The organism is Prevotella dentasini JCM 15908 (assembly GCF_000614065.1).
Taxonomy (GTDB): Bacteria; Bacteroidota; Bacteroidia; order Bacteroidales; family Bacteroidaceae; genus Prevotella; species Prevotella dentasini.
In genome coordinates, this window is record NZ_BAKG01000003.1 from 128,527 (window position 1) to 154,565 (window position 26,039).

Here is a 26,039-nt window from a genome sequence, read left to right on the forward strand (position 1 = left end):
TATGGCTGCAATCATTATCATCATATTAGGTATTCTCCTTGCCACATTCCTCACCTTCCGCATCGGTGATATATTCTCGCCGTGGTTCATTACGGCAGGCGTGTGGCTGGCTATCGTCGTAATGTTCCAAATCAGCACGACCGACCTCTACCCGCTTCAGAGCCGCTTCTATACCTGCGTGCTGATATGGGTTCCGATGATGAGCCTGACAGGAATACTGACCTACTATGCCTTCCCCGGCGTAGACTGCTCTACAGCTGCCATCAGAGAGGAGATGAACTACAGCAAATTTTTCTTTCTCGCCTTCTATATCCTCTCCATAGTCTGCACTCCTCTCTATGTCTACAAGATATACAAGGTGGTCTCCATGTTCGGAACGGAGAACCTGCTCTTCAATCTCCGTATTCTCGCCAATGCAGGGGAAGAAGACACCTTGGGCAAACTCCTGAAATACATCAATGCCGTCAATCAGGCACTCTTCATCATCTGCGTATGGAAATATCCTAAAATCAGCAAGGCAACGCTCATTACCGTTACGATAGCCAACCTCATGTGTGCCGTTGCCATCATGGAGAAGGGAGCCTTGTTCTTCCTAATGTTCACGGCCCTCTTCATACTTTACCAAAAGGAGAAGATAAAATTGAGGAGCATCCTCCTATGGGGCGGGCTGGCCGTCTTTCTTTTCTATGGCATCAACATCCTGCGAAGCTCTACCGATGCCAAGCAGACAGAGGAATCGACCTTCCTCGACTTCTTCGCCATGTACATTCTCTCGCCCCCGGTGGCATTCGAGCAGGTACAGGAAAAGCTGACGCCGCAGTTCGGGTCGCGCTCGTTTGCCTTCTTCTATGCCTTTGCCTCCAAGATGGGGTGGGGCAACTTCATCGTCGAACCCAAGCTGCAGGAGTTTGTACAGGTGCCCATACCGACCAACGTCTACACCACCTTCCAACCCTTCTTCGAGGATTTCGGCTACAAAGGCGTCGCCTTCTTCTCGTCGGTCTATGGCGTGTTTACGGGCTGGCTCTACCGCCAGTGCCGCAACGGTGGCACTATCTCGCGCTGCCTCTATGCCTACGTGGTAGAGATTCTCGTACTCCAGTTCTTTCAGGAGAACCTCATCCTCAGTCTCTCCTTGCTCTTCCAGTACCTGATAGTCTTCACGCTGGTACTCCAGCAACGGGTCAGATGGGTGGCGATAACAGGCAAACAAACTGAATAGAGAAAAGCATCCATACGATTGACCTTGTCAGAGAATGTAAGGAAAATTCCCCGTTCATTCTTCCATTCAGCCTCAACGGCCACGCCAAAGTGCCACTTTCGTCCGTCGAAAGTGGCACTTTCGCATGACGAAAAAGACACTTTAACCACACGCGCAAACCTGTTTTTATAAATAGATATAATCCATTGATTATACGACTATTACAAGTCTAAATAACTCTAAACAACATATCCCGTCGGAAGGGGAAAAGAGCTACAATTGTAAACTCTTTTCCTCGTCTGGGAAACACTCATAGGAAAGGTTGAAAACATATTATTTGGTCAGTCCGCACTTTTTACTTACCTTTGTGGGAGAGAAAAAGACAACCATGCAAATAGCGGTCATCATCATCTTATACAACCCCAAGCCTACCGACATCGACCACGTTCGCCAACTCGCAGAACGCTACAGAGGAGTCGTTGTAGACAATTCCGCCATGCCCTCATTGTCCTCCGACCATATAGGACAGATGGACTATATCTTCAACCACGGCAACTTAGGCATAGCCGAGGCGCAGAACCGGGGGATGGAACGGGCTATGGAAGACGGCCGCATCAGCCATATCGTTTTTTTAGACCAAGACTCACGGGTATCGGCCGGCTATCCTGACGAGATAGCCGCGCAGTATGAGGCTGTCAGGGCAAGGCAGCCGCGGCTCGCCCTGCTGGGTCCGACCGTCGTAAGAAACGACAGCGGAGAGGAATACCGTTCTGCCCTCCACAAGGACACAGCCCCGGAAGACGGCCTCATCGTCAGAAGAGACGTCATCTCGTCGGGCAGCTGCGTGGCAACAGAGGTACTGCGCGAGGTAGGCCTGAACGATGCACGGCTCTTCATCGACTTTGTAGACTTCGAGTGGTGCTGGCGTGCCGAATCCAAGGGCTATGTCTGCGGCATCACCCCCAAGGTGCAGATACGCCACAAGGTGGGGGCCGACGAGCTTCGGATAGGGCAGCACACCGTCATTATCTCTGCCCCCATACGCTACTACTATTCTTGCCGCAACTATCTGTGGCTGCTGCACCGGACGTATGTGCCGCGCCAGTGGAAGGTGGCACAGGGCGTCAAACAGCTGCTGCGCTTCGTCTACTTCCCGTTACTGGTAAAAGGCGGATGCAAGAGGTGGAAATTCATGGTCAGGGGATGGGCTGCCGGATTAACGAAACAGAAAGAAAAATGAAAATAGGCGCGCTCATCGTCCTCTACCATCCTGACAGGGAAATGACGGAAAAGGTGGTCGGCTGCCTGCTAAGACAGGTGGAAGAAGTCTGCATCGTAGACAATTCAGACCAGAACAACAAGGCCCTGTTCGACCAAACGGACGGCAAGACACACTACATCTTCATGGGTGGCAACAAGGGCATAGCCGCTGCACAAAACCGGGGTATCAGCCACTTCGCCGAACGTGGCTTCGACTATCTCATATCGTGCGACCAAGACACGCTCATCGACGACGATACGATAGCCCGCCTGCTGCAAACAATGACCGACTTACAGCAGGAGGGCATCAAGGTAGCAGCCGTCGCGCCCATCGGTATTGACCATTACAGCCACCAGCCGATTACCTACAACATTGCCAAGATAGGGAAGACGCGGATAGCAGGGCACGACCTGTTGGAAGTAACCCACACGATGAACTCCATGTCGCTTATTCCCGTTCCGCTCTTCAAGGAGATAGGAGGAATGGAGGAAGACCTCTTTATCGATGCAGTAGACTGCGAATGGTGCTGGAGGGCAAGGCACAAGGCCGGCGCACGGTCGTTCTACGACACGCATATATTCATGGAACATACCTTGGGCATCGCTACCAAGAAGGTGGCAGGGAAGCGTGCGATACACATTACGCCAGCCTTCCGCATGTACTATCAGTACCGCAACTACCTCTGGCTGCTGCGCCGACGCTATACACCGAAGAGATGGGTGGCCGGCAATGGCATAAAATACATTGTCAAGTTCTTTTATTATACAATAATCAGCCCCGGCAGGCGTTCTTATTTCAGACAAATAACAAAAGGAGTGAAAGATGGACTCAAAGGAAAACAGCAGTAACAGATTCTCCGTCCTGATGTCTGTCTATGCCAAGGAGAACCCTCAGTGGATGCGGCAGAGTCTCGACAGCGTCTTCAACCAGACGCTCCCCCCCGACGAGGTCATACTCATTGAGGACGGGCCGCTCACACCCGAGCTGCACGAGGTGGTCAGCGACTATCAGAAACGCCATCCCGAACTAAAGGTTTTCCCACAGAAAGAGAACCGCGGACTGGGAACAGCCCTCAACATAGGACTGCAACACTGCTCCTACGAGCTGGTGGCGCGCATGGACACGGACGACATCTGCAAGCCCAACCGCTTTGAACGCGAAATCGCGTTTATGACCTCGCACCCCGATATAGATATTTGCAGCTCGCTCATAGACGAGTTTGAGGACAATATACAGAACATCCGCTCGCAGCGGACGCTTCCCGAACTTCACAAAGACATACTGAAATATGCCCGTCGCCGTTGCCCCGTCAATCATCCGACGGTAGTCTACAAGCGGAGCAAGGTGCTCAAGGCAGGCGGCTACCAGAGTTTCCCCGAGGATTACATTCTCTGGATAAACATGATACTGACAGGCTGCAAGTTCTACAACCTGCAGGAAAGCCTCCTCTGGTTCCGTTTCTCCTACGATGTCTACCGCCGCCGTGGCGGATGGAAGTATGCCAAGGACGACATCAGGGCACAATGGCACTTCCACAAGATGGGGTTCACCTCGTTCTATGAGTTTCTCACCAACTCTGCCATCCGCGGCATAGTGCGCATCGTGCCAAACTCCCTGAGGGTTTTCACTTATAAAAAAATACTGAGAAAGCAGAATGACTGAACTAAGACATCTTCAGCTTGTCATCTTAAGCATAGCAAAGGACATTGATGCGCTCTGTAGCAGAAACGGAATAGAATACAGTCTCAACGGCGGTTCTGCCATCGGGGCTGTCCGGCATCAGGGCTTCATACCATGGGACGACGACCTCGACATACAGATGACCCCTCCCAACTACCGCAAATTCATATCCATCTGCCGCGAACAGCTCGATAAGGAGAAGTATTACTTTGAGGAAGGTTTGGTAGACTGGCCGCTCGACTTCTGCAAGGTGAAGCTCCGCGGCACGAGAATGGAAGAGACGGAGGGCTATGCCGGCAAGAACAATCAGCTAGGCATCTTTGTCGACATATTCAGGGTAGACGGTGCAGCACCGACCAAGGCCGGCCGGATGTGGCAATACTTTTGCGCACGCTACCGGATGGCCTTCCTGATGAGGCGGAGAGGCTACAAGAGTGCGTCAAGGCTTAAGAAACTCGTCATGGCATTGTCGGTTCCGCAATACATCCCCTGCATAGAACGGTTCTTCAAGCACGAGAAAGAGAAATACGACGGCGAGAAAACGGGCTATTATGCCTTTCTTTCGGAACGGATAACCTATCGTCAGGCTTTCTGCCGCAAGGAGGTTTTTGCCGGAACCAAGCGTATGCCGTTTGAAGATACGGAGCTTCCAGTACCCAGTCTCTGCGACGAATATCTCCGTGGGGTCTTTGGCGATTATATGCAACTGCCCCCGGCAGACCAACAAGTGCCTGCCCACCACACGGGCATAGACTTTGGGAAATATTAAAATAACAAGACAAAGCATGCAAGCAATCATTTTGGCAGCAGGAATGGGACGCCGCCTCGGAGAGTACACAAAGGACAACACCAAGTGTATGCTACCCATCAATGGCATAAGGCTCATAGACCGCACGCTGACACAGCTGTCCCGGCTCGGCCTCAGCAGGGTAATCATCGTCGTAGGCTATCAGGCACAGAACCTGACGGACTATATCGGGCACCGCTACGATGACCGCCTGAAGATAGAATACATCAACAACCCCGTCTACAACAAGACCAACAACATCTACTCGCTCGCATTGGCCAAGGAGCAGTTGGCACAGGACGACACGATTCTTCTGGAGTCTGACCTCATCTACGAGGATAGTATCCTGCAACTGATTACCGACAATCCGGCACAGAACATCGCCCTCGTAGCCAAGTGGGAAACGTGGATGGACGGCACGGTAGTAAAGATAGACGAGGACAACAATATCATCGACTTCATCGGCAAGCAGGCTTTCAAATACGAGGATGCCGATTCGTACTATAAGACGGTAAACATCTACAAGTTCAGCAAGGAGTTCTCAAAACACAAGTACGTGCCTTTCCTCAATGCCTATTGCGAGGCACTGGGCAACAACGAATACTACGAACAGGTGCTGCGCATCATTACATTCCTCAACTCTACCGACGTGAAGGCCTTGCCCATCGGAGACAGGAAGTGGTACGAAATAGACGACGTGCAGGACAAGGACATTGCCGAGACCATCTTTGCCGATGGCGAAGACCGACTGCAGAAATTCAACAGGCGGTATGGAGGCTATTGGAGATTTCCGAAGCTGCTGGACTTCTGCTATCTGGTCAATCCCTACTTCCCGTCCCGACGGATGAAGGACGAGATGCGGGCTAATTTTGATACACTGCTTACGCAATACCCGTCGGGGATGTTCGTCAACTCCCTGCTGGCAGGCAAGTATTTCGGAGTCAGTCAGGACTATATAGTAGTCGGAAACGGTGCGGCGGAACTCATCAAGAGTGCTATGGAGAAGCTGGAGGGGAAAATCGGAGTCGTATTCCCTACCTTCGAGGAATATCCCAACCGCTACAAGGCTGAAGACATCGTTCGTTTCGTACCCGGGAACGAAGACTGCGCCTATACTGCTGACGACCTGATGCGATTCTTTGAAGACAAGGCTATCCGCACTTTGCTGCTCATCAATCCCGACAATCCGTCGGGCAACTTCATTGGCAAGGCAGACGTGCTTCGGCTGGCAGAATGGACAGGGGAGCGGAACATCCGTTTCATCGTCGACGAATCGTTTGTAGACTTCACTGACGACTACGCCACCAACTCCCTGCTCGACGATACCGTCCTGCAATGCCACAGGCATCTGTGCGTGATGAAGAGCATTTCAAAGTCATACGGAGTACCGGGGCTGCGCCTTGGTGTATTGGCAAGTGCCGATAAAGAACTCATCGACTTCATCAAAAAGGACGTAAGCATCTGGAACATCAACTCCTTTGCAGAATTCTACATGCAGATTTACGACAAATACAGCGGAGACTACAATCTCGCCTGCAAGAAATTCATAGCCGAGCGCAACCGTTTCCTACACGAGCTTACAGCCATTCCTTGGCTGAAGGTAGTTCCTTCACAGGCCAACTACTTCCTCTGCAAGGTCAATGCGCCACACACATCCGGTGAACTGACCCGTCGCCTGCTCTTGGAACACGACATTCTCATCAAGGACTGCAACAGCAAGAATGCTTTGAAGGAGAGAAACTACATCCGAATAGCCATCCGCGACCAACGGGATAATGACTGTCTGGTAAAAGCACTGAAAGAATTATAACGTCATTTCCTATCAAGAAAGGATAGTAGCCATTGCATAGTCATGGCTGCCATCCTTTTATCATATAGAGAAGTAAAGGTGTCAAAAACTCCAGTTTCCAAACTTGCTGTCAGCCCGTCAGCGGGAAGCATGCCCCAAAAGGCTGTTTTTCAACCTTTTACAGAGAATGTTAAAACTGACAGCAAAAATTCCAAAACAATGATAAGCATTGTTTGAATACAACAACAAGCGAATGTAAGGGCAGGCTTTCAGCCAGTCCGTCCCTAAAAGACGACACAGACAAGGGGATAGGCATGCGGACAGACATGCAATCTGTCTCTACAGCGAAGCGAATTTATGCGAGTTGCATATAACAATAAGCGAATCGTCGAAGCATAAGGACAATGGTCGCTGCTTAAAAATAACGCGAGTTCGGTATAAGAACAAGGCTTATGGCCATACCATAAACGCGTTGCCTTATACCGAATTCACGCTAAATACAATCAGAGAGACTGATTATACGGTTTCAGCTCTGCATAGCAGACGGTTCTGTCCGATGGAACCTTACTGGTTAAATACTTTCCTGCCATTGTGGATAAGCAGTCCCTTGGTCGTCGGACTTACTCTCTGACCTTGCAGATTGTAGTATTCACCCGACCGTAGCGGCTTATCCGCCGACACAGTGGAAACACCCAAAGTCGCTATTTGGCTGGAAAGGAAAGCCTTGCGGGCCGTAAACCAATTGACAGCCGCCACAACATCCTCAGCAAGCGTTCCGCCCTTCGGATTGAAATTGCTGTCCGCCCATCTGTCCCAGTCTGCCTGACGCGACCTTTCCGCTGCCTTTCCTTCCTCTGTTTGCGGATAAGCCTGCAAGAAAGCAGTCATTTCATCGAAAAAAGTGGGAGTTATTTCATTCCACAGGGCCTCGTATGTCTCTGCAAAAGTACGGTTGGAACTGCCGAACAAACGCCCGAAGTAGTATTCGTCGTGTATTCTGGCCCAAATGTCGGGCATCCGCATAATGGCGTCAAAGTCCCATAGTGGCCCCATTCTGAACTTAGATTCCGCAGTATCGTCGTATTTGGTCAAAAACATATTCGATCCGGCACTGTCGTTGTCGCCCAGCAAATCATGGGCGAGCAGCCATGACGCAAAGGAGCGGACATCCATATAATCGGGATAAGTCCCATCCTCGATTGATTTTTCGAGATTGTAGACCGCAGTCTTTATGTACGACAACTGCTCCGGGGTAAGCTCATCGGCATCGGGATACTTGAACGTGTACTTAAAATAGTCCAGATACCAGTCGGAAAGGTAGCCTCCGGCAAACGATACGTCCTCGTTCCACCAGTAGGGGTCTTCCTCTATGACGTATCCATTGTTCTTATCTACATCAATTCGGCACTTCTCGTTTCTCTCCACAGCCTCTCCGAGCATGTACACGCCCCTATAGTCGCCATTGATGACCACATTGACACAGCGAACGGCAGGAGTCCATCCACGATGCAGCAGTTCCTGCGTCTTCATACCGATGAGGGTGTTCAGGCAGAGAACATCATTCTTCAGCAGAACCCAATTCTTGTCCTTATAGGTCTTGTCGTCACCGCGCGACAACATGTCCCCCTTCTTCTCCAGCTTTATCTTGAATGACTTCTTGTCCTGATAGGCACTGGAGTTTCCGCGTATCTTGATGGTCATTCCGCTCTCTTTCTTCAGATAGTCGCCACTGTCGAAAAGAACATCGTTTCCCTGCCGTACCACCACACGACCGGGAACTTTCGTCGCGTTTTTCGTACCGTCTCCGATACATCCTTCGGGATGGGATACGTATTCGCAGGAGGGTTCCTCGGCATCTACCGTGGTAACCAAGACTACAGGCAATCCCAGACTGAGCACCGAATCAGTACCAATCGAAGCATTTTGCCCCATTGCAGGGACGGTGAAAACACTCAGCAACAATCCGAACAGAATTTTTCTAATAGTTAATAATTTCATAAACAGATATATTAAGTTAAAGTATAAAAACTTGCAATTACTTTGAACGACAAGCCCTTGACGTTCTGAACATCATGCGTAATAATGCAAAGATAGTCCTTTTCCAGCATATTGCAAAGGAAAAACAAACAATTTTATACGCCCGGCATACAATATTTTACCACGGAGAGGGGTTATATAGTGTAAAAGATTCTAATAATATGTTGATGTATCTTGCTATCTGCCTGCTTTCCTTCGTGCTAAGTGTTGTGTGCGGATTCGTTATTATACCCAAGATTATGGCTTTCTGCCAAGAAAGAAAACTCTATGACGTACCCGACGCACGAAAGGTTCACAAGAACGCCATCCCACGTCTGGGCGGAGTGTCGTTCATGCCAAGCATGCTTGTAGCGGCACTTGTAGCCACCATCGTATGGGTAAACACCAGCAAAGGGTGCAAAATCAGCATCAGCCCTTGGAGCATCTCCTTTGCCTTAGGGCTTGCCGTCATCTACATTACAGGACTTCTGGACGACATTTTCGGCTTACAGGCTAAGGTGAAGTTCATCATTCAGGTAGCGGTTTCCTGCCTCCTTCCCATTTCATGGCTCTATCTCAACAATTTCTACGGCTTTTGCGGTATTCACCATATCCCCTTTCTCGTCGGTGCACCATTGACGGTAATCGTCCTTGTCTTCGTTATGAATGCCATCAACCTCATTGACGGTATTGACGGACTTTCCGCCAGCCTCTCCCTCATAGCCTTGGGCGGTTTCTTCTATGCCTTCTTCATAGAGCAGCTTTGGATATATTCCATTCTCATAGCAGGCCTGATGGGCGTGCTGATTCCCTACATGTATTACAATATATGGGGGAAAGTAGAGAAACATCAAAAGATTTTCATGGGCGATTCGGGAAGTCTCACACTGGGATACATACTTGGCGTGATGCTCATCAAGTTCTGCATGCACAATCCCAACGTCATGCCCTACCGCAAGGGTTCCATGCTCTTGTCCATAACCCTACTCATTGTTCCCATCTTCGACGTAATGCGGGTCATCATAGTGCGACTGCAGCACCGCAAGCCTATTTTCGGGGCAGACAAGAACCACATACACCACAAGCTCATCCGGGCAGGACTATCCCACCACAAGGCCTTGATTTCCATTATAGCCCTGTCGTTTTTCTTCGTAGGAATCAACCTTTTGCTGTTCAATCATATTCTTGTAACATGGATTATCTGTATAGATATGGTTGCCTACATCCTGTTCCACTATGGTATGGACATTGCCATCAGAAAGAAAGGAAATAGTCCTTTCGCCGAGAGTTAGAACGCTTCACACGGGAAAGGACTACTACCGAGAGACTAAAACTTCGTAAAATACAGACGGACCGTGCCGCCATCCAACATCAGCTTGCTGCTATTCACGCTCCCGACCGTCAAGACCGGAGTGAGCACCGTAATGCCATAATTGGCCAAAGCCGGCTCGTAGGCTTCCAGCGGACGGTCGCCGGAGGTACGGTCGAAGATATACGGGTCGGTCAATGCCAGTTTATCCCCATTCAGCGAGAAGCGATAAAGATAGCTTCTGTTAGGGCCGCCCTTGTCGTCAAGCTCCAACAGCCTCCCCTGAAACGACCAAAAGATGTGCTGCCGGCTCAAGTCGACAGGATCGGCAGGCGTTTCTGAGCTTTCCGCCACATATTCTATCTTGGTCAGATGCCACATCCCCTCCAGTTCTTCGGCATCATTGTCGGTCTCCAACGAGCAAGATGACAACAGGAGAACGACAAGAGGCAGGAATAACAACAATATTCGTAATTTCCCTAACTTCATATTTTGCTTTATTGTGCCATGTCGTCTGCGAGGCGACACGGCCTGATTAGTAGTTTTGTATTATTGGTTTCAGAACAGGCCCGACTTGCTGAGAGTCAGTTGCAAACCATAGTTTATGCCGCCAAAAATGGCACCGAAGTCAGTACCGGCCCCTACTCTCACGCTCATTCCTTTCATCCAGTCTGCCATCCTCGTCCCGTGGAGAGTATAGGAGGCCTCTGCCAACAGACTGACGTTATGGTGCACTTTCGTGTAAGGATTGTCATAAGTACCCCATCCCTCCTGCCATGTGGCAAGAAATCGCCAGTTGAGAAAGTCGGAAGGATGCCCGCCCAACCCTAAATGAAACGCCATGAAGCGGTTATTGGCAAACGAAATAGTCCCGTCCGTATTGTATATGGGCGACCGATAGAGCGGATTGCCCATTGCCTGTCCCCAATGCTGATGCCCGGGGAAGATGTAGTGATTGTAGAAATTATCCTTTCCACCGATATGGTCGGGCACGGTCTTGGTATGGTCGTGATAGACAGGGCCACTCTGATACTTGGTATAAAGATACTCCAGTACGAAATCGTTCAGCCAGCTATCAGGCTTGTAATTGTATTCCAGTCCCAGCATCCAGTCCTTGAAGTCGTAGAGAAGATAGCGGCTTCGCTTCTTCTCCTGCCACTCGTCTCCTTCTCCGTAGCCGTCATAGTCAAGCTGAAACATTGAGGAATGGTCTTCAAAGAACTTGTCGGCATAAACCGAGAAACTGCTCCAGTCGCCGTCATAGTTAAGACGCAGCACCCAGCTGCCGAGCTGGTCGCCCTCCACGTTCTTATAGGTTGTCTCGCCGGCATCGGCACCACCGGGAACAAAAGCGTTCCAAAAGTCGCGTACTCCCGTTCCGCCCTTGCTCTGCTCCAGTGTACCGTCGGCAGCAGGCACATACGAGGTTCCGCCAAAGAGAGACACCATCTCCAGCCCCATCTCCAACGACCACGGACTAAACCGCTCTTCGTTGCCAATCTTCAGATAGCCGGCCTTTGAGTGATAGAGCACACGGTCAGAATATTTAGACTGACGGTGGGTGAAGTCGTGCTGCCAGTTCTGGTCGGTCATCATACCGTAAGCTACATGCCCCTTCAGGTGCAGCCATCCGTTGCCGAAAGGCAGTGTCCAGTAGTCGGGCAAGGCCAGACGAACCTGCGGAACAGGACGGGCGTTGATGCCAAGGGTCTGAGAACCAGAACTGAGCCGGTTGTTCTTCAGTTCCAACGGCTGCTCCTTCGCACCGACGGTCAGTGTTCCGTGCCACCAGCGTCCCTCCACGTATGCCTGCTGAACTACCGCCTTGCTCGTATAGCCGAGGGGTACAGCCACATCAACACCATAGCCAAGACCGAACATGCGTCCGTCGTCGGTAGAAAGCGGACGAAAGACCGCACCACGCAAATAGCCGTTCATGTCCTCCAACGAACTCAATCCGTGTCGGTTGGCATTGAGCCACAGGGGCGTCTTCTTATCCGAGAAAGTCCCTTGTATCTCCACCTTGTATTGCAAATTCATCAGAGGTTGCAGGCTCGTAGTATCTTTCCTGACAGGTTCCCTGTATTGTGCAAAGGCTGCACTGCCCATCGTCCATGCTGCAAGAGCAAGCAAAAGAAGTCTCATATATTCCAGTTAGTTTCATCCGCAAAGTTAACAAAAAAAACGAAACCTGCCAACAAAGCGACGGACAGAATGAGAAAGGCAAGGCAGAAGGAAGGCCAAGAGTGTAAAACAAATTCAAAACCATCATCCGGCAACGGCCCAACGGCAGGACGATAGTGCCGCTTTCGCGGTGTCAAAGTGTTGCTTTCGCATCATTGAAACGGCTTTTTCATGGTGCGAAAGCGGCACCTTCATTTCCCCTCTGTTCTTATTTCTTAGAATGGGCCTTTCGGAATCTGAAATCTTATGCGTCCATGGCCTGTTCCGATGGCGGTCTTATCGTACGTTATAAAGGAAGTGGCAGTTTTTCTGGATAGCAAGTGTGGATAAAGAAAAAGCCCTCCTCCGCGAGGGAGAAGGGCCGTATGGGGCAGACAGACTTAGTCTACGGGAATGTCCTTGTTGACATTCTTGCTGCCTATAATGGCGTAGAAGCACATGTAGGCTACGCCTAAGAATGGTACGATGTAGGAGGTCAGATAGCCTGCGTGGTCGGCGATGAAGTTCTGGAGCAGTGGTATGATACCGCCGCCAACGACCATCATCATGAAGATACCCGAGGCAGAGGCGGTGTATTTGCCCAGTCCCTCGGTGGCGAGGTTGAAGATGCAGGCCCACATGACGCTCGTGCAGAGTCCGCAGAGAACCAAAAGCAGGGCGGAGATGGGTACGACTACCATCTCGAAAGAACTGCCCGTGAATACCGGCATGGAAATGGTGGTGCTCTTGCCGAGGAGCATGGCCGAAAGTATCAGAACCATTGCGACGGAAGTTGCACCCGTCATCAGGGAACGGCTTGAAATCTTATCGGCAATAAAACCGCCACAGAAGCGGCCTGCAAGCATCAGAAACCAGTAGGTGGCTGCCACCGATCCGGCGATGGCCGTGGCTGTCTGTGGGTTAAGACCGCCCCCGGCAGCAGTCGTGTCGGACAGATAGTAAATCATCGTACCGGGGATTCCCACTTCAACTCCGACATAGACGAAGATGGCTGCAACGCCCATGACAAAGTGGCGGAACGCCCACGGTGAGTGCTCGAAGACGGTATTGGCACCTGTCTTGCCGAGTTCCGGGTCCTGAATGGGGATGAAGCTGAGAATGACGAAGGCTGCTGCAAACACGCCCATGGCTATGTAGAGTACGGGATTCACGTCTACCATGGAAGTGTTCTTGGTTACCTGACCTATCAGCGCACCGACGAAGAGGGGTGTCAGCGTGCCTGCGAGGGAGTTCAGCGTGCCGCCAATCATGTTCAGCTGGTTGCCGCGGTTGCCGCCGCCGCCGAGAAGGTTCAGCATCGGGTTCACAACGGTGTTCAGCATACAGACGCAGAAGCCGGAGATAAAGGCACCGACAAGGTAAATAATGAAGCCCGTCATTCTGGAATCGGCGAAGAATCCCGAGCAGAACTGGGTCAGAACGCCGAGAAAACCTATTCCGATACCGATGAGGGCGGTCTTCTTATAGCCGACTCTGGTCAGCATCTTGCCTGCCGGAATACCCATGAAGAGATAGGCAAGGAAGTTCATGGCATTGCCCAGCATGCCTACCGTGTTGGCACTCTCGCCTCCGAAGGAGCTTTTCCATATTACTCCGATAGGTGCTGCAAGGTTCGTAACGAACGAAATCATTGCATAGAGGAACATCATTGTTATGATGGCAATGATACTTCCATTTTGTTTAGTGTTGCTCATTTTGCTATATTGTTGTTTGATTGTTTCCTAATGATGCGGGCAGGAGACGGACGCTGTGGGATGTTTTCGCCCGTTGTTCTATTCTGTACCAAGCCTGTGGATAGTCTTTGGGGTGTATTCCTCGTGTGGGGCTATGATGGCCGAGGGGAGATAGGGAAGGCTGGGAGTGTCGGGGAAGTGCGGCGACGATGCTACTGCCATAGTTGGCAACGGCAATCTTTGTTCCTCGGCTGTTTTTTAAGATATATAAGTCGGTTGGCTTATCGTCAATAGTAGTCTGAAAATCCTCGTGCTTCAAGCCACACGGGCGTCGTATATCTTCGGAGTAGTCCATTATTCCTTGTCTATAGCCATTTGCGGATGTTTTGCAAAGTAACTAAAAATAAATGAATATGGCAAGTTTCATCCGTTGAAAATATACTTTTTAAGTGTGTTAAAAACAATTAAGTTGCATTTTGATTACATGTTGATGAGTCAGTATTTGGTTTTGTAATCAAGCGGGTGGGGATGTCGGTTGGCCGTGCTAAGTTTTAGCAGGGTCTGTCCGTTTGCTATGGAAGAAAGTCATTGTTTGTTTAATCAGAACAGATTTGTCAGCTCTCACGGGCATAGCCTTGCTGTCGGAGAGCTGCCTGTGGTCAGAAAGCTGACAAATCTGTTCAAATCGGGTAGAGGTCATTGATTTTTCACAAGTCCCGCAAGGATATGTCTTCTGACGGAAAACTTGTCAGAAAACTTGTTGGACGGACCTTTCTATTTGTCTTTCAGCGAAGTGAGCAGGTCGGCTACGACGTAGCTGGAACCTCCTACAAAGACGAAGTCGTCGGCATGGGCATTTTCCAAGGCTGTCTGGTAGGCTTCCGGCACGCTCGGACAGACTTTTCCTGTCAGGCCGTGGTGCTCTGCCAGCTCTGCGACGCGTTCTGCTGAGACGGCACGCTTGTTGGAAGGTTGTGTCCAATAATAGTGTGCGTCGTCGGGAAGCAGTTCCATTACGGTATTGATATCCTTGTCGTCGACCATTCCGAATACAATATGTTTCGCCTTATTGTGCTGTGCGCGAATCTGTTGGGAGATGTATTTCCATCCTCCTGCATTGTGCCCTGTATCGCAGATGGCAATGGGGCTATCGTGTATCTTCTGCCACCGCCCCATGAGTCCTGTTGACTGGCAGACCGTCTCGAATCCTCTGGCAACGCTGTCCACGCTCCTGATAATATTCTGATTGTATAGTTGGATGGCTGCCGTGAGGACGGTGTTGGCATTTTTGTCCTGATAGATGCCTCCCAACTCTCCGTTGACAGGGCCGAAATACCGGGTGTCGTAATGCCTGCCACCGCTGGGAAGAGACGCTGAGGCGGTAATGGCAGGTATGTCCTCGGCAAAGACGATGAGCGAATCCATCTTCTGTGCCCTTGATTCGAATACCACCCGTGTCTCGGGAACGGCTTCACCGATGATGACGGGTGTTCCCTGCTTGATGATGCCGGCTTTCTCGTAAGCTATCTTGCCCAGAGTGTCGCCAAGGAACTGGGTATGGTCGAAAGAGATGTTGGTAATAACGGAGAGCAGGGGGGTAATGATGTTGGTGCAGTCCAGCCGTCCACCCAAGCCGACCTCAATGACGGCAATGTCTACATGCTGCTCGGCAAAGTATTTGAAAGCCATGGCGGTGGTCAGTTCAAAGAATGACGGATGGAGCGGTTCGAAGAATCCGCGTTCCTGTTCTACGAAATCAATGACGTATTGTTCTGGAATCATTTCGCCATTGATGCGGATGCGCTCGCGGAAATCAACGAGATGCGGACTTGTATAAAGTCCCACCTTATAGCCGTCTGCCTGTAGGATGGATGCTAAAGTATGAGAGCAGGAGCCTTTGCCGTTCGTGCCGGCAATATGAATGGAGCGGAAATGGGTATGTGGATGCCCGAAATGTTTGTCCAAAGCGAGCGTGTTGTCAAGTCCGTCCTTGTAGGCGGAAGCTCCTACATGCTCGAAAACGGGTGTGCTGTTGAATAAATATTCCGTTGTTTCTTGATAGGTCATTTGCTTTGTCGGAAATTCTGGAGAAGTTATTATGAATGAAGAGGGGTGATTCGTCATTCCCTTTTCTGTAGGGAATGGCCTTATAATCTTATTAGCCCCATTGGCCCAATATGCCTAATGGGGCTAATGATATTTTGTTGTTGACAGGACGGACAATTGAGAGGCCTGTTATCTTGCCGGCATTATCAGCTGAACAGCTTCTTGAAGTTCTCAAAAATGGAACGCTTGGTGGAGGAGTCGCCGCGGAAGTTCTCGCTTTCGCGAAGCTCTTCTATTGCTTTCCTCTCTGCGCGATTGAGTTCTTTCGGCACGTAAATGCTGATTTGCACTATCAGGTCGCCCATACCGTTACCGTAGCCTTGTACGGCAGGAAGTCCTTTTCCGCGGAGGCGGAGGGTTTTGCCCGGCTGCGTGCCCGGCTCAATCTTTATCTTCACGTTGTTGCCGTCAAGAGTCGGAATGTCTACCTGCCCACCAAGGACAGCTGTCGGGAAATCGAGCAGGAGATTGTAAATGATGTTCTGGCCGTCTCGGACAAAGGTTTCGTTCTCTTCCTCTTCTATATATACTTGTATGTTTCCCGATACTCCATTATGCTTACCGGCATTTCCCTTGCCCGGAACGTTTACGACCATTCCTTCTGCGACGCCTGCCGGGATGTTTATTTCTACGACTTCCTCGCCCTTGACAACACCGTCGCCGTGGCAGTGGGTGCATTTGTTCTTGATGACTGTTCCCTCTCCCCCGCAGACGTGGCAGGTTGTCTGTGTCTGCATCATGCCGAAGATACTCTGCTGGGTGCGAATCTCCATACCGCTGCCATGACAATTCGGACAGGTCTCTGTACCACTGCCACCCTCGGCACCCGTTCCGTGGCAGTGGGAGCAGGCAATGTCCTTGCGGACCTTGAACTTCTTGGTAACTCCTGTAGCTACTTCCTGAAGCGACAGACGCACTTTCAGGCGCAAATCAGAGCCACGGTATTTTGGGGCTTGGCGATGTCCGCCTGCTCCGCCAAAGCCACCAAAGCCTCCACGTCCGCCGAAGACATCGCCGAACATGGAGAATATGTCGTCCATAGAGAAGCCTCCGCCTCCGAACGGGCTGCCTCCGCCGAATCCGCCACCCGGCGCGTCGAATCCGAACTGGTCATATTGCTGTCGCTTCTGTGGGTCGTGGAGAACGTCGTAAGCCTCAGCGGCTTCCTTAAACTTCTCTTCCGCCTGTGGGTCGTCGGGATTTCTGTCGGGGTGATATTTGATGGCAAGTTTGCGGTATGCCTTCTTTATCTCGTCTTCCGAGGCACTTTTGCTCACGCCGAGTACCTCGTAGTAATCTCTTTTTGCCATTTGTTCTATGTTGCTTGGGAGTAAAGGGAGTTGGAAAGGTTGGATGGAATTAAAGGACAACGCCTTCTCCCGTCTGTTATAGGATGCTGCGTGTTTGTTCTTCAGCTCTATCTGACTTTGCTGACTTCTTTAATTTCTCAGATGATATTATTGTCCTACTGCCACCTTGGCGTGTCGGATGACCTTGTCGTTGAGGGTGTAGCCTGTCTGAACACAGTCAATTACCTTGCCCTTCTTGTCGTCGCCCATACCCGGAACCATGGCAATGGCCTCGTGGAAATCAACGTCAAAGTCCTTGTCTTCGGTTTCTATCTTCTTTACCCCGAGTGTTTCGAGTGTCTTGTAGAACTTCTTGAAGATGAGGTCAAAGCCCTCGCGGATGGCTTCGGGCTCTTCGGTCTTGTCTGCTAAAGCCCGTTCAAAGTCGTCCAAGACAGGAAGTACGGCAGAGATAGTCTTCTCGCTGCCATTGAGAATAAGCTCTGCCTTCTCTTTCAGGGTGCGCTTCTTGTAGTTTTCAAACTCTGCGTAGAGACGTACAAACTTGTCTTTCCATTCCTCGGCCTCTTTTTGGGCGGCAGTGATGGGGTCTGCTTCTTCCGTCTCGTTGTTTTCTTCTTTCTCCTCGGTTTCAGCTTGTTCTTCAGTCTGCTGCTGAATGGTCTCTTCGTTGTTCTTCTCCGGCTCTTCGCCTTCGATGCTTATCTTCTTTTCTTTGTTGCTCATTTCGGTTTTACAATTTATCTATAAAGACTTTGCAAATTGTATGCCAACTCTTTCGTCGGACTTATTTCTATGTTGGGGCAGATTGTTTCAATGTGCCTGTGCCTTTAGTACATCTTTCCTCTCTGTTCCTTTATCTGCTCGTCGTGGATGTAGTCGTCGTAGGTCATCAGCTTGTCGATGATGCCGTTGGGCGTCAGCTCTATGATGCGGTCGGCTACGGTATTGATAAATTCATGGTCGTGCGAGCTGAAAAGGATATTTCCCTTAAATCCTACAAGGTTGTTGTTGAAGGCCTGAATACTCTCCAAGTCAAGGTGGTTGGTTGGGGTATCGAGAATGAGGCAATTGGCGTTCTGAAGCTGCATGCGTGCAATCATGCAGCGCATCTTCTCGCCTCCTGAGAGGACATTGACTTTCTTTTCGACCTCTTCCTGCTTGAAAAGCATGCGTCCGAGGAAGCCTTTCATTACCACTTCATTGCCCGGGCCATATTGCGACAGCCAGTCGACAAGGTTTAGTTCGCTGTCGAAGAACTCGGTGTTGTCGAGCGGAAGATAAGCCGTCGTAATGGTGATGCCCCAATTATAGGTTCCTGCGGTGGCTTCGCGGTTGCCATTGATGATTTCAAAGAGGGCTGTCATAGCCTTGGGATTGCGTGAAAGGAAGACTGTTTTCTGTCCTTTTTCGATGTTGAAGTCGACATGGTCGAACAATACCGTTCCGTCTGTGTCAACTGCCTTCAAATCCTGTACTTCGAGAATTTGGTTTCCGGGTTCACGCTCCATGGAGAAGATGATGCCGGGATACTTTCTGCTTGATGGGCGGATTTCCTCTACGTTAAGTTTCTCAAGCATCTTCTTGCGCGAGGTGGTCTGTTTGCTTTTGGCGACATTGGCAGAGAAACGGCGGATAAACTCTTCCAGCTGCTTTTTCTTCTCCTCGGCTTTCATCTTTTGATTCTGTGCCTGGCGGAGGGCAAGCTGTGAGCTTTCATACCAGAACGAGTAGTTACCGGAGAAGATGGTTACCTTGCCAAAGTCAATGTCAATGGTCTGTGTGCTGACAGAGTCGAGGAAGTGGCGGTCGTGGGATACGACGAGGACTGTCTGATTCTCGTCTATTTCTCCGAGGTATTCCTCCAGCCATTCTACGGTTTCGAGGTCAAGGTCGTTGGTAGGCTCGTCGAGGAGCAGATTCTCCGGTTTTCCGAAGAGGGCTTTTGCCAACATGACGCGCACTTTCTCGGTATTGGAGAGTGCAGACATCTGTTTCTGGTGCATGTCCTCCTTGATGCCGAGGTTCTGAAGCAGCTGGGCTGCGTTGCTTTCGGCCTCCCAACCGTCCATTTCTGCGAACTTCAGCTCCAAGTCAGCGGCACGGTTGCCGTCTTCCTCCGTCATTTCTGCCTTGGAATAGATAGCTTCACGCTCTTTCATGTTTTTCCATAGTGGCTCGTGTCCCATCAGGACGGTGTCCATGACGATGTACTCGTCGTATTTGAAGTGGTCCTGCTCCAATACGGAAAGGCGTTCGCCCGGCCCCAGCTCTACAGTTCCCTTGTTGGGTTCAAGCTCGCCGGAGATGGCACGCAGCAGTGTCGACTTGCCGGCACCGTTGGCTCCGATGACGCCATAGATGTTGCCGTGGGTGAATTTGATGTTTACGTCTTTGTAAAGAACTCGCTTTCCGAATTGGATGGCAAGGTTTGAAAGTGTGATCATTGTCTGTAGCTGATACCTTTAATTATATGATAATTTCCGTGCAAAGGTACAATAATATTATGAGACTGCCAAAACAAAACCATATTCGTGTGGGCAGGCGTCATAGAGTCAGCCGGCAAGTTCAGAAGTCAGGGGGGCTTGGATTTATGGGAGTTTATACCCGAAAATATGACGTCATTTCCAATAGAATATGACGTCATATTTGCGGGAATATGACGTCATGTTTTTTCGGTCTTTCCAGAGCTGTCCGGACTGACAGCCGGCCGGGGCTGTTTCGTCTGTTTCCGTCGTGTCCGTCGATAGGGCGAAACGGTTTGCTTTTGCGGCTTTGTGTGGTGATTTGGGAAATTAAAATGCCATAACTCGTTTACCATATCGTATTTTTTTCGTACATTTGCAGGGTATAAAGAAGGAAGAGATACTCAATGGACAATAAGAAAGCAACTCTGGAGCTGGGGACAAAGCCCGTCGGAAGGTTATTGGCGCAGTATGCCATGCCTGCCGTCATTGCGATGGTGGCTGCCTCGCTCTATAATATTATTGACCGTGTCTTTATCGGTCAGGTAGTTGGTTCCTTGGCCATCTCTGGTCTGGCCATTACGTTTCCGTTCATGAATCTTGCAGGAGCCTTCGGAGCCGGTGTCGGAATAGGAGCCTCTACTACAATCAGCGTGAAGCTCGGCCAGCGCGATTACAAGACTGCCGTCAATATCCTTGGTAATACGGTTACGCTGAATCTTATTATCGGGTTGACATTCGGCGTCGTCTGCCTGATTTTCCTTGATTCGATTCTCCGCTTTTTTGGTGCCAGCGACGCCACTCTGCCGTACGCCCGCAGCTTCATGCAGATTATCCTTGCGGGGAACGTCTTCTCCCACATGTACTTTGGCATGAATGCAGTGTTGCGTGCTGCCTCCAAGCCGCGGCACGCCATGGCAGCTACGATTTTCACCGTCGTGATGAATATTCTGCTTGACATCGTTTTCATTTGGTGGTGGCATTGGGGCATCAGGGGGGCTGCAATGGCTACCGTTATCTCGCAAGTGATGGCCCTTGCGTGGCAGATGCGGCTGTTTGCCGACAAGAATGAGCTGCTGCATCTCCAAAAGGGCATCTACCGGCTCAAGCCGGCTCTCGTGAAAAATATTCTTGCCATAGGCATTTCTCCTTTTTTGATGAACGTCTGTGCCTGCATTGTTGTCATTTTCATAAACAACCAGTTGGTCAGGTACGGAGGCGATATAGCCGTGGGAGCGTATGGCATAGCCAACAGCGTTGCGATGATTTTCGTCATGTTCGTCATTGGTCTCAATCAGGGCATGCAGCCTATTGCCGGCTACAACTATGGTTCGCAGCAGACCGACAGGCTGATGCGCGTGGTCAAGCTGTCTATGGTTGTGGCCACGGCCATTATGGTCGTGGGGTGGACGGTGGTGCAGGTAGCCCCGTATGCCTGCGCGCGAATGTTCACTACAGACCCCGTCCTCATCAGGGAGGCCATGAAGGCATTGCAGATAAACATGATGATGTTCCCCTTTATCGGCTATCAGATTGTCGTAACCAATTTCTTCCAATGTATCGGCAAGGTGAAGGTCAGCATTTTTCTGTCGCTTTCCCGTCAGTTGCTCTTCCTGCTCCCGTTGCTGGCTGTCCTGCCCCATTTCTTCCAGTTGGACGGAGTCTGGGCCTCCCTGCCCGTAAGCGATTTTACGGCTTTCCTTGTAGCAGCCATCATAATGGCCTACTTTATGCGTGCACTTAACCGAAAGATGAAGACTGAAGCTGTTCGGCAGCATCAGGAAACGAAGTGAATAGACTATGGAAAAGAAACTTATCATCAATATTGGACGGCAGATTGGCAGTGGCGGACGAATCATTGCAAAGGAACTGGCTGCAGAGTTCGGCTGTAAGTTCTATGACCGTGAGATACTCAATCTGGCAGCCAAGGAAAGTGGTTTCTCAGAGAAGTTTTTTGAACAGAACGACGAGCAGAAGCGATTTCTCAAGACCCACTTCCATATTCATCTCCCCTTGATGCCCGACAACAACTTCTATACGAGCAAGTTCTCGCAGGAAGGTCTTTACCAGTTTCAGAGCGATGCCATCCGCGAGGCTGCTGAGAGGAATCCGCGTTGTGTGTTTGTAGGGCGGACGGCAGACTATGTTTTGCGCGACAGGCCCGAAGCCGTCAATATTTTCATCAAGGCATCCATGGAGTTCCGCATACATCATGTATGCGGACGGCGGGGATGTGATGAAGACTTCGCCCGAAAGCTGATAGAGAACGGCGAGAGTGAAAGGGCAAAATACTATAATTACTATACAGGCAAGGTGTGGGGACATTCCGAATGTTATGACCTCTGCGTAGATGCCAGTATACTCGGACTGGAGGCGACGAGGGAATTTATTGCAGAATTTATTAGGCGGAAAGAGGATACTATGCCATAAGCCCACACCATCATGAAGAAAATAGGAATCATCTCCGATACTCACGGGCATTGGGACGAGAAATATGAGCACTATTTCTCCGGCTGCGACGAGATTTGGCACGCCGGCGACATCGGCTCTTTGGAGGTTGCTGACCGCTTTGAGTCCATGAAGCCCATATTCCGTGCCGTCTGCGGCAATTGCGATGGGCACGACCTGCGTGCCCGTTACAGGGAAATGCTCCGTTTCAAGTGCGAGGATGTGGACGTGCTCCTGAAGCATATAGGCGGCTATCCCGGCAACTACGACCCTTCGGTGCGGAGCGTGCTCTTCTCCTCACCGCCCAATCTGTTTGTGGACGGACACTCGCATATACTGAAAGTGAAGTTCGACAAGACTCTCAGTCTGCTGCATGTCAATCCCGGTGCGGCAGGCTGATGGGCTGGCACAGGGAGCGGACACTCGTAAGATTGGTCATTGACGGCAGCCGGTTTTCCGATTGCGAAGTGATAACTTTGGGGAGGCATCAGAACATACTATAAGAAATGGAGTGTATGAAAGGCTTTGTCAGGCAGATTATGCAGTATGCTCCGCTGTTCCTTGTATTCATGTGGCCGTGGAATTGCGTGTTTGGGCCCGATGTTGCTCCATGCGCTATAGAGAAAGGAATTGTCTTTTGTCTGTGCTTAACCATATCTATAGCAGTGGTCCCGGTTATAGGGAAACGCTTGAGGTACGGAAAAACAGGCCAGACGGAAGAGTTACGGGTATCGCACCTTCAATCCGGGAAATACGAATCATCCGGGAATTTGTCGGACGAATTATTTATTCACCCCAAGAAATAGAGACGCCAACTTATCTTAAATTATTGTGAACATGCAGCAATCACCAACTATAGGCAGAATAATCGACCTGCCGAAAATGCTCGACCGTAGGGGCAACCTAACCGTAGCGGAGCAGCTGAAGGATATTCCTTTCAATGTCTCTCGGGTGTACTGGGTCTACGACGTGCCCGGTGGAGAGAGTCGCGGCGGACATGCCCACCGGCACTGCCGCGAGTTCATCGTTGCCGTCAGTGGTTCGTTTACGGTTACGCTGACCGACGGGAAACAACGGCACACCTATCTTCTCAACCATCCCTATCAGGGTTATTGGTAGATACCGACATCTGGCGAACGCTCGAAGACTTCTCCTCCGGGGCAGTTTGCCTCGTGCTTGCAGAAGACCCTTTCCTTGAGGAGGATTACATCCGCGACTACTCCGACTATCTGCACTATATGGAAACGAAAGGCAAATGAAGAAGACTTTTCCGTCTAAGGTAGATGTATGGCTGGTGTTGCTGGTGGCATTGCCTCTCGCTTTAGCTCTTCCCGGTTTAGTGGAAGACTTCAGCTGGGCGGGGCTTGTTGTCATACTCTTCTGCTATGCTCTGATAGCCGTTTGTATGATACCCTGTAACTATATGATAGACGGCAACGACCTGCGCATACGGTGCGGTTTCCGAAGCGAGCACATAGACATTGGAAGTATCAGCAGAATAGCAAAGTCGAGCGACCTGTCAAGCGCACCGGCCCTTTCCATGAGGCGTCTGCGCATAGACTACAATAAAGGAATCTACACGCTTGTTTCACCCAAGGCACAAGCCGAGTTCGTGGAACTTCTGTGCAGCATAAATCCCAATATAGAATGTTTGAAGTAAGGAGATACACCGCAGAACAGCAGGACGGATGGAACCGCTTTGTCGGATTGTCGAAGCAGGGAACTTTCCTCGTCGACCGGTCCTATATGGACTATCATGCCGACAGGTTTGCAGACCATTCGCTTGTCGTCTTCCGCAATGGCCGGATATATGCTCTTCTGCCTGCCTGTCAGTCGGGCAGCATACTCTATTCCCATCAGGGACTGACCTACGGTGGACTTATTACCGGCACAAAGGCAACGGCAGCCGGTGTGTGTACGGTCTTCGAGGCCATCAATGGCTATCTTGCAGGGCAGGGTATCAGCCGTGTCGTATATAAGGCCATTCCGTGGATTTATCACCAGCTGCCTGCCGAGGAAGACCTCTATGCGCTGACCAGTATTTGCAATGCCCGTCTGACGGTGCGCCACATCTCCTCTGTCATTCCGTTTTCCTGTCGGATGAAGTTTACCGAGAGCCGTCGGAGCGGCATCCGCAAGGCCCTGCGCGCAGGAATAGCCGTAAGTGAAAGCACCGACCTTGCTGCTTTTTGGGCTATTCTCAATGGGAATCTGGAACAGAAATACGGTACGCACCCCGTCCATACTCTTTCCGAATTACAGCTTCTGAAAGCACGTTTCCCCCAAGCCATAAGACTTTTTCTTGCCTCCAATTCCGATGGCTTGCCCATCGGCGGAACACTTGTCTATGAGACGCCACGGGTCGTCCATACCCAATATATATCCGCTTCGCCCGAGGGAAAGGCTACAGGCGCACTCGATTTCCTCTTCGACTATATAATAAATAAGGTGTATGCCGACCGTAAGGGCTTTTTCGACTTCGGGAAAAGTTCCGACGGCGACGGCCGCCAGCTCAATTCCGCCCTCATCTTTCAGAAAGAAGGCTTTGGCGGAAGGGGTGTCTGCTACGACTGGTACGAATGGGAGACCGGCTCCGGCAGCTGTCCTGCAACGGCAGGCAAGGCTGTCTGAAACTCGTACTCAAAATGATTCCGTTACGAACAAAACGACAAAGAGAGATGGAAAACATGAAGATAGACTACCTGCCGCTCAAGCGCATCACGGCAATGCACGGGGTTGAGATTTCGGAAGCCGTACAGCAGGTGGTAGATTCCGGCTGGTATCTACAGGGAAAGGCCGTGCAAGGGTTTGAAAGCGAATATGCCCGATATATCGGTTCTTGCCATTGCGTGTCTTGTGGCAATGGCTTGGATGCCCTGTCGCTCATTTTCCGTTCCTACATAGAATTGGGGAGGTTGAATGAGGGCGACGAAGTCATTGTGCCGGCCAATACCTATATAGCCTCCATCCTCTCCATCACGGAGAACCGGCTGACCCCCGTCCTTGTCGAACCAGACATGAATACGCTTCAGATAGACGACCGTCTCATTGAGGCAGCCATAACGCCGCGTACCCGTGCTATTCTCGTCGTCCATCTCTATGGGCAATGTGCCTATACCGATTATATGGGTGAACTTTGCCGGAAGTACGGACTCTTGCTCGTGGAAGACAATGCTCAGGCTCATGGCTGCCGCTTTGGCAACCACCGCACGGGCAGTCTTGGCAATGCAGCAGCCCACAGCTTCTATCCGGGGAAAAATCTCGGAGCACTGGGAGATGCCGGAGCTGTAACGACCGACGACGAGCTGTTGGCACAGACTGTCCGTACGATAGCCAATTACGGCTCGTCCCGGAAATATGTCTTTCCCTATCGGGGCAGGAACAGCCGTATGGACGAGATTCAGGCAGCCGTGCTCAGCGTGAAGCTGAAGTACCTTGATGCCGACAACAATCGGCGCAGGAAGATAGCCGGGGCGTATCGGGAGAAGATTGCCCAGCCGCTTGTCTGTCTGCCTCGTTTCAACGGGAATGACAACGTGTACCACATCTTCCCGATACTTGCCGAAAGGCGCGACGAACTACAGGCAGCCCTTCGCGAAGACGGCGTACAGACCATCATCCACTATCCCATCCCCCTCACCGGCAGGAGGCCTACAGGGAGTGGAACGGCCGTTCCCTGCCCCTCACTGAGCAGATTCACCGTCAGGAACTTTCCCTTCCCTGCCATCAGGCAATGACGGAAGAAGAGATAAGCTATGTGGCAGAAGCTGTCAATAGGGTAGTGTTATAGCCGTGATACGGCTGTTTTCA

20 protein-coding genes and 3 pseudogenes are annotated in these 26,039 nt (G+C 50.7%); 14 read left to right on the forward strand and 9 right to left on the reverse strand.

Features of this window, described 5'->3' with window-relative positions:
• Window position 1: 1 nt before the first annotated feature.
• The 6 genes from JCM15908_RS02415 to JCM15908_RS02440 all read left to right on the forward strand — a co-directional run bounded on the left by JCM15908_RS02415 (window position 2) and on the right by JCM15908_RS02440 (window position 6,739).
• Window positions 2-1,222 (forward strand): O-antigen polymerase, encoded by a 1,221-nt coding sequence (locus JCM15908_RS02415; protein ID WP_025002129.1) that lies wholly within the window; start codon window positions 2-4, stop codon window positions 1,220-1,222.
• 367 nt (window positions 1,223-1,589) lie between these two features.
• Entirely contained in the window at window positions 1,590-2,441 is an 852-nt protein-coding gene (locus JCM15908_RS02420; RefSeq protein ID WP_036892630.1) for a glycosyltransferase family protein, read from the forward strand.
• Window positions 2,438-3,310: a glycosyltransferase family 2 protein gene (locus tag JCM15908_RS02425; protein ID WP_025002131.1), complete on the forward strand. Its 873-nt coding sequence runs from the start codon at window positions 2,438-2,440 to the stop codon at window positions 3,308-3,310. The genes JCM15908_RS02420 and JCM15908_RS02425 overlap by 4 nt, the downstream gene beginning before the upstream one ends.
• Window positions 3,285-4,124, forward strand: coding sequence for a glycosyltransferase family 2 protein (locus JCM15908_RS02430; RefSeq protein ID WP_025002132.1), 840 nt, complete (start codon window positions 3,285-3,287; stop codon window positions 4,122-4,124). Before JCM15908_RS02425 ends, JCM15908_RS02430 begins: the two co-directional genes overlap by 26 nt.
• Entirely contained in the window at window positions 4,117-4,911 is a 795-nt protein-coding gene (locus JCM15908_RS02435; protein ID WP_025002133.1) for a LicD family protein, read from the forward strand. The genes JCM15908_RS02430 and JCM15908_RS02435 overlap by 8 nt, the downstream gene beginning before the upstream one ends.
• 16 nt (window positions 4,912-4,927) lie before the next feature.
• Window positions 4,928-6,739 carry an aminotransferase class I/II-fold pyridoxal phosphate-dependent enzyme gene (locus JCM15908_RS02440; RefSeq protein ID WP_025002134.1) on the forward strand — a complete coding sequence of 604 codons (1,812 nt, stop codon included), beginning with the start codon at window positions 4,928-4,930 and terminating at the stop codon, window positions 6,737-6,739.
• 543 nt (window positions 6,740-7,282) lie between these two features.
• Here the strand turns inward: JCM15908_RS02440 and JCM15908_RS02445 are convergent.
• Window positions 7,283-8,716, reverse strand: coding sequence for a CotH kinase family protein (locus tag JCM15908_RS02445; protein WP_084607807.1), 1,434 nt, complete (start codon window positions 8,714-8,716; stop codon window positions 7,283-7,285).
• Window positions 8,717-8,916: 200 nt separating this feature from the next.
• On the opposite strand from JCM15908_RS02445, the gene JCM15908_RS02450 reads away from it, so the two are divergent.
• The gene (locus tag JCM15908_RS02450; protein ID WP_025002136.1) at window positions 8,917-10,026 is read left to right on the forward strand and encodes an MraY family glycosyltransferase; all 1,110 of its coding nucleotides are present in this window, start codon (window positions 8,917-8,919) and stop codon (window positions 10,024-10,026) included.
• A 35-nt stretch (window positions 10,027-10,061) separates the two neighbouring features.
• Here JCM15908_RS02450 and JCM15908_RS02455 read toward each other — a convergent pair whose 3' ends face one another.
• From JCM15908_RS02455 to JCM15908_RS02485, 8 genes are all read right to left on the reverse strand, one after another.
• Window positions 10,062-10,532, reverse strand: coding sequence for a lipocalin-like domain-containing protein (locus JCM15908_RS02455; RefSeq protein WP_036892611.1), 471 nt, complete (start codon window positions 10,530-10,532; stop codon window positions 10,062-10,064).
• Between the two features lie 69 nt (window positions 10,533-10,601).
• On the reverse strand, window positions 10,602-12,188 hold the full coding sequence (locus JCM15908_RS11785) for a capsule assembly Wzi family protein (RefSeq protein WP_036892613.1): 1,587 nt from the start codon (window positions 12,186-12,188) through the stop codon (window positions 10,602-10,604).
• Window positions 12,189-12,607: 419 nt separating this feature from the next.
• Complete coding sequence (locus tag JCM15908_RS02465) at window positions 12,608-13,921, reverse strand: MFS transporter (RefSeq protein WP_025002138.1); 1,314 nt, start codon at window positions 13,919-13,921, stop codon at window positions 12,608-12,610.
• A gap of 78 nt (window positions 13,922-13,999) precedes the next feature.
• Window positions 14,000-14,122: a hypothetical protein gene (locus JCM15908_RS15340; protein WP_262498835.1), complete on the reverse strand. Its 123-nt coding sequence runs from the start codon at window positions 14,120-14,122 to the stop codon at window positions 14,000-14,002.
• A gap of 552 nt (window positions 14,123-14,674) precedes the next feature.
• On the reverse strand, window positions 14,675-15,967 hold the full coding sequence (locus JCM15908_RS02470; protein WP_025002139.1) for a bifunctional folylpolyglutamate synthase/dihydrofolate synthase: 1,293 nt from the start codon (window positions 15,965-15,967) through the stop codon (window positions 14,675-14,677).
• Window positions 15,968-16,152: 185 nt separating this feature from the next.
• Entirely contained in the window at window positions 16,153-17,316 is a 1,164-nt protein-coding gene (gene dnaJ, locus JCM15908_RS02475) for a molecular chaperone DnaJ (protein ID WP_025002140.1), read from the reverse strand.
• Window positions 17,317-17,463: 147 nt separating this feature from the next.
• The gene (locus tag JCM15908_RS02480; protein ID WP_025002141.1) at window positions 17,464-18,042 is read right to left on the reverse strand and encodes a nucleotide exchange factor GrpE; all 579 of its coding nucleotides are present in this window, start codon (window positions 18,040-18,042) and stop codon (window positions 17,464-17,466) included.
• 104 nt (window positions 18,043-18,146) lie between these two features.
• Complete coding sequence (locus tag JCM15908_RS02485; RefSeq protein ID WP_025002142.1) at window positions 18,147-19,763, reverse strand: ABC-F family ATP-binding cassette domain-containing protein; 1,617 nt, start codon at window positions 19,761-19,763, stop codon at window positions 18,147-18,149.
• A gap of 425 nt (window positions 19,764-20,188) precedes the next feature.
• Here JCM15908_RS02485 and JCM15908_RS02490 point away from each other — a divergent pair, with 425 nt between their 5' ends.
• From JCM15908_RS02490 to JCM15908_RS11805, 7 genes and pseudogenes are all read left to right on the forward strand, one after another.
• A complete protein-coding gene (locus tag JCM15908_RS02490; protein ID WP_025002143.1) occupies window positions 20,189-21,574 on the forward strand; it encodes an MATE family efflux transporter in 1,386 nt (461 codons plus the stop codon).
• A 7-nt stretch (window positions 21,575-21,581) separates the two neighbouring features.
• On the forward strand, window positions 21,582-22,211 hold the full coding sequence (locus tag JCM15908_RS02495; RefSeq protein WP_025002144.1) for a cytidylate kinase-like family protein: 630 nt from the start codon (window positions 21,582-21,584) through the stop codon (window positions 22,209-22,211).
• 12 nt (window positions 22,212-22,223) lie between these two features.
• Window positions 22,224-22,732 (forward strand): annotated as a pseudogene (locus tag JCM15908_RS11790) (metallophosphoesterase family protein).
• Window positions 22,733-23,111: 379 nt separating this feature from the next.
• Window positions 23,112-23,488, forward strand: a pseudogene (locus JCM15908_RS11795) (sugar 3,4-ketoisomerase).
• Window positions 23,485-23,889, forward strand: coding sequence for a PH domain-containing protein (locus JCM15908_RS13990; protein WP_025002146.1), 405 nt, complete (start codon window positions 23,485-23,487; stop codon window positions 23,887-23,889). Before JCM15908_RS11795 ends, JCM15908_RS13990 begins: the two are co-directional and overlap by 4 nt.
• Window positions 23,877-24,860, forward strand: coding sequence for a GNAT family N-acetyltransferase (locus tag JCM15908_RS02520; RefSeq protein ID WP_025002147.1), 984 nt, complete (start codon window positions 23,877-23,879; stop codon window positions 24,858-24,860). Before JCM15908_RS13990 ends, JCM15908_RS02520 begins: the two co-directional genes overlap by 13 nt.
• A gap of 47 nt (window positions 24,861-24,907) precedes the next feature.
• A pseudogene (locus JCM15908_RS11805) lies at window positions 24,908-26,019 on the forward strand (DegT/DnrJ/EryC1/StrS family aminotransferase).
• Window positions 26,020-26,039 lie beyond the last annotated feature (20 nt).

Bases quoted from the DNA above. Each gene is read 5' to 3' on its own strand.
- JCM15908_RS02415 (WP_025002129.1), top strand. From the start codon at position 2: ATGGCTGCAATCATTATCATCATATTAGGTATTCTCCTTGCCACATTC.
- JCM15908_RS02420 (WP_036892630.1), top strand. From the start codon at position 1,590: ATGCAAATAGCGGTCATCATCATCTTATACAACCCCAAGCCTACCGAC.
- JCM15908_RS02425 (WP_025002131.1), top strand. From the start codon at position 2,438: ATGAAAATAGGCGCGCTCATCGTCCTCTACCATCCTGACAGGGAAATG.
- JCM15908_RS02430 (WP_025002132.1), top strand. From the start codon at position 3,285: ATGGACTCAAAGGAAAACAGCAGTAACAGATTCTCCGTCCTGATGTCT.
- JCM15908_RS02435 (WP_025002133.1), top strand. From the start codon at position 4,117: ATGACTGAACTAAGACATCTTCAGCTTGTCATCTTAAGCATAGCAAAG.
- JCM15908_RS02440 (WP_025002134.1), top strand. From the start codon at position 4,928: ATGCAAGCAATCATTTTGGCAGCAGGAATGGGACGCCGCCTCGGAGAG.
- JCM15908_RS02445 (WP_084607807.1), bottom strand. From the start codon at position 8,716: ATGAAATTATTAACTATTAGAAAAATTCTGTTCGGATTGTTGCTGAGT.
- JCM15908_RS02450 (WP_025002136.1), top strand. From the start codon at position 8,917: ATGTTGATGTATCTTGCTATCTGCCTGCTTTCCTTCGTGCTAAGTGTT.
- JCM15908_RS02455 (WP_036892611.1), bottom strand. From the start codon at position 10,532: ATGAAGTTAGGGAAATTACGAATATTGTTGTTATTCCTGCCTCTTGTC.
- JCM15908_RS11785 (WP_036892613.1), bottom strand. From the start codon at position 12,188: ATGAGACTTCTTTTGCTTGCTCTTGCAGCATGGACGATGGGCAGTGCA.
- JCM15908_RS02465 (WP_025002138.1), bottom strand. From the start codon at position 13,921: ATGAGCAACACTAAACAAAATGGAAGTATCATTGCCATCATAACAATG.
- JCM15908_RS15340 (WP_262498835.1), bottom strand. From the start codon at position 14,122: ATGGCAGTAGCATCGTCGCCGCACTTCCCCGACACTCCCAGCCTTCCC.
- JCM15908_RS02470 (WP_025002139.1), bottom strand. From the start codon at position 15,967: ATGACCTATCAAGAAACAACGGAATATTTATTCAACAGCACACCCGTT.
- dnaJ (WP_025002140.1), bottom strand. From the start codon at position 17,316: ATGGCAAAAAGAGATTACTACGAGGTACTCGGCGTGAGCAAAAGTGCC.
- JCM15908_RS02480 (WP_025002141.1), bottom strand. From the start codon at position 18,042: ATGAGCAACAAAGAAAAGAAGATAAGCATCGAAGGCGAAGAGCCGGAG.
- JCM15908_RS02485 (WP_025002142.1), bottom strand. From the start codon at position 19,763: ATGATCACACTTTCAAACCTTGCCATCCAATTCGGAAAGCGAGTTCTT.
- JCM15908_RS02490 (WP_025002143.1), top strand. From the start codon at position 20,189: ATGGACAATAAGAAAGCAACTCTGGAGCTGGGGACAAAGCCCGTCGGA.
- JCM15908_RS02495 (WP_025002144.1), top strand. From the start codon at position 21,582: ATGGAAAAGAAACTTATCATCAATATTGGACGGCAGATTGGCAGTGGC.
- JCM15908_RS13990 (WP_025002146.1), top strand. From the start codon at position 23,485: ATGAAGAAGACTTTTCCGTCTAAGGTAGATGTATGGCTGGTGTTGCTG.
- JCM15908_RS02520 (WP_025002147.1), top strand. From the start codon at position 23,877: ATGTTTGAAGTAAGGAGATACACCGCAGAACAGCAGGACGGATGGAAC.